General features: G+C 59.9%; 1 protein-coding gene. It reads right to left on the reverse strand.

From position 1 onward, the window contains the following. Positions 1-134: 134 nt before the first annotated feature. A complete protein-coding gene (locus tag HU811_RS25805; protein ID WP_092457259.1) occupies positions 135-3,026 on the reverse strand; it encodes a ribonucleoside-diphosphate reductase subunit alpha in 2,892 nt (963 codons plus the stop codon). Positions 3,027-3,772: the final 746 nt, after the last annotated feature.

Raw genomic sequence — 3,772 nt, forward strand, 5'->3', positions numbered from 1 at the left:
AATGTGGGAGCGAGCCTGCTCGCGATGGAGTCAGCCCAGTCGCAACTTTTCTCAAGGCAAAAGAAAACCCCCGATAAACCAGCGGTCTATCGGGGGTTCTTTAGCAAGCGCCTTGCAGCGCCCGCCCACTCAGCTTATTGGCAAGCTTCGCAATCCGGCTCGTCAATCGCGCAGGCCTTTGGCACGGGGGCCGGACCGGCAGGAGCTGCCAGGACCGAATCGTCACCGTGGTTGCCGCCGCTGGAAACTGCGTTCAGCTTGCCGGTGTTGATGGTCGACTTCTCGGTGCTGGTGGCAGCCAGGGCACGGAGGTAGTAGGTGGTTTTCAGGCCACGGTACCAAGCCATGCGGTAGGTCACGTCCAGCTTCTTGCCCGAGGCACCGGCGATGTACAGGTTCAGCGACTGAGCCTGGTCGATCCACTTCTGGCGACGGCTGGCGGCGTCGACGATCCACTTGGTGTCCACTTCGAACGCGGTGGCGTAGAGCTCCTTGAGCTCCTGCGGAATGCGTTCGATCTGCTGCACCGAACCGTCGTAGTACTTCAGGTCGTTGATCATGACCGAGTCCCACAGGCCGCGAGCCTTGAGGTCGCGAACCAGGTACGGGTTGATCACGGTGAATTCGCCCGACAGGTTCGATTTCACATACAGGTTCTGGTAGGTCGGTTCGATCGACTGCGACACGCCAGTGATGTTGGCGATGGTGGCGGTCGGTGCGATGGCCATGATGTTGGAGTTACGGATGCCTTTCTGTACACGGGCGCGAACCGGTGCCCAGTCCAGGGATTCGTTCAGGTCAACGTCGATGTATTTCTGGCCGCGTTGCTCGATCAGAATCTGTTGCGAGTCCAGCGGCAGGATGCCTTTGGACCACAGCGAACCCTGGAACGTCTCGTAGGCGCCGCGCTCGTCGGCCAGGTCGCAGGAAGCCTGGATAGCGTAGTAGCTGACCGCTTCCATGGACTTGTCGGCGAACTCCACCGCAGCGTCCGAACCGTACGGGATGTGCTGCAGGTACAGGGCGTCCTGGAAGCCCATGATGCCCAGGCCAACCGGACGGTGCTTGAAGTTGGAGTTCTTCGCTTGCGGCACCGAGTAGTAGTTGATGTCGATCACGTTGTCGAGCATGCGCACGGCGGTGTTCACGGTGCGTTGCAGTTTGGCGGTGTCCAGCTTGCCATCGACGATGTGGTTCGGCAGGTTGATCGAGCCCAGGTTGCAGACCGCGATCTCGTCCTTGTTGGTGTTCAGGGTGATCTCGGTGCACAGGTTCGAGCTGTGGACCACGCCCACGTGCTGTTGCGGGCTGCGCAGGTTGCACGGGTCCTTGAAGGTCAGCCATGGGTGGCCGGTTTCGAACAGCATCGACAGCATCTTGCGCCACAGGTCTTTGGCCTGGACGACTTTGAACAGCTTGATCTTGTTGTACTCGGTCAGGGCTTCGTAATACTCGTAGCGCTCTTCGAAAGCCTTGCCGGTCAGGTCGTGCAGGTCGGGCACTTCGGACGGCGAGAACAGGGTCCACTTGCCGTCGTCGAAGACGCGCTTCATGAACAGGTCAGGGATCCAGTTGGCGGTGTTCATGTCGTGGGTGCGACGACGGTCATCACCGGTGTTCTTGCGCAGCTCGATGAACTCTTCGATGTCCATGTGCCAGGTTTCCAGGTAGGCACACACCGCGCCCTTGCGCTTGCCGCCCTGGTTGACCGCGACCGCGGTGTCGTTGACCACTTTGAGGAACGGCACCACGCCCTGGGATTTGCCGTTGGTGCCCTTGATGTAGGAGCCCAATGCGCGAACCGGGGTCCAGTCGTTGCCCAGGCCGCCGGCAAATTTGGACAGCATGGCGTTGTCGTGGATGGCGCCGTAGATGCCCGACAGGTCATCCGGCACGGTGGTCAGGTAGCAGCTCGACAGTTGTGGACGCAGGGTGCCGGCGTTGAACAGCGTCGGGGTCGAGGCCATGTAGTCGAAGGACGACAACAGGTTGTAGAACTCGATGGCGCGGTCTTCACGCTGCTTCTCTTCGATCGCCAGGCCCATGGCCACGCGCATGAAGAAAATCTGCGGCAGTTCGAAACGGATACCGTCCTTGTGGATGAAGTAACGGTCGTACAGGGTTTGCAGGCCCAGGTAGGTGAACTGCTGGTCACGCTCGTGGTTGATCGCCTTGCCGAGTTTTTCCAGGTCGAACTCGGCCAGTACCGGGTTCAGCAATTCGAATTCGATACCCTTGGCGACGTAGGCCGGCAGGGCCTTGGCGTACAGGTCGACCATTTCGTGGTGGGTCGCGCTTTCGGCGACTTCCAGGAAGCTCAGGCCTTCGGCACGCAGGGTGTCCATCAGCAGGCGCGCGGTCACGAAGGAGTAGTTCGGCTCGCGTTCTACCAGGGTCCGCGCGGTCATCACCAGGGCGGTATTGACGTCCTTGAGGGCGACGCCGTCATAGAGGTTTTTCAGGGTTTCGCGCTGGATCAGATCGCCGTCGACTTCTTCCAGGCCTTCGCAGGCCTCGGTGACGATGGTGTTCAGGCGGCCCATGTCCAACGGCGCCAGGCTGCCGTCGGCGCGTGCGATGCGGATCGAAGGGTGAGCCAGCACCGGGGCGTCAGCCGGGGTGCGGATGGCGCGTTCCTTGGCGCGGGAATCACGGTAGATCACGTAGTCACGCGCCACTTTCTGCTCGCCGGCACGCATCAGGGCCAGTTCGACCTGGTCCTGGATTTCTTCGATGTGGATGGTGCCACCCGACGGCATGCGACGCTTGAAGGTCGCGGTGACCTGTTCGGTCAGGCGGGCCACGGTGTCGTGGATGCGCGACGAAGCAGCGGCGGTGCCGCCCTCAACTGCGAGAAACGCTTTGGTGATGGCGACGGTGATCTTGTCATCGGTGTAAGGAACGACAGTGCCGTTACGCTTGATCACACGCAGCTGGCCAGGCGCGGTAGCGGCCAGATCCGAGTTCGAATCGGCGGCCAGCGGCGCGGTGCCCTGCGGGTTCTCGCGAGTTGTGTCGGTGTGCATGGGTGTCTCCACATTCTTTATGTTTGTTTGGGCACCATCACGGTGCCCACCGTTCCGTCCTGAAGCACTACAACCGACTGGCGCCGGGTATAACAACTTCGGGACAGTAGGAAGCAGGCCTGAATGCCGCGTCCTTCCGAAGTTCTGGGCTTCGAGCCTGGGCTCGAAACCGGATTGCAGAGGTGCCTGCAATGGACTGCAACACCCGTACCGTTCTGGTCGTTTTGACCTTGAAACGATGACCATCCGCAGGGGGCGGTCTGGTCGTGGGGGAATGCGGTGTTTCAGTCGGACAAAGGCAAGAAAAGCGCTTGAATTCTCTGTCCGACTTGTGTTTGGTTTTTAGCTGAAAACCCTACATGTAGGGTTTTTTGCGCGACGGGCTACAAGATAATGCGTTTTGGGGGATGAATGCAACGTGCTACCTGTGGATAAGCCTGTGCGTAATTTGTGTGCGAAACGTGGAACCGCTCTGTAGGCCGCGACCTTGCTGGAGTGGACCTTTTTTCATCGTTTTGACGATCCGAAAACAGCCCGGTGTTTTTTGCGGGCGCGGACGTTACCACACAAATCCCGCGCGACCGAACGCATTTGTCCGCTTGTTTTATGCAGGGCCGACGTTTATACAATCGGCCCGTGCATGGGCACGCTTATCCTCCTTTAACATGACAAAAAGAGGAGCGGGGCCAGGATTCGAATATCCGGAGCGAACGGCTACTGGTGGCGAGGGGATTTATCCCCGCTGG

The sequence above is a fragment of the Pseudomonas tehranensis genome (assembly GCF_014268615.1).
GTDB classification, from domain to species: Bacteria; Pseudomonadota; Gammaproteobacteria; order Pseudomonadales; family Pseudomonadaceae; genus Aquipseudomonas; species Aquipseudomonas tehranensis.

What these genes read in the sequence shown, in the direction of transcription:
- HU811_RS25805 (WP_092457259.1), bottom strand. Translation starts at nt 3,026, where the DNA reads ATGCACACCGACACAACTCGCGAGAACCCGCAGGGCACCGCGCCGCTG.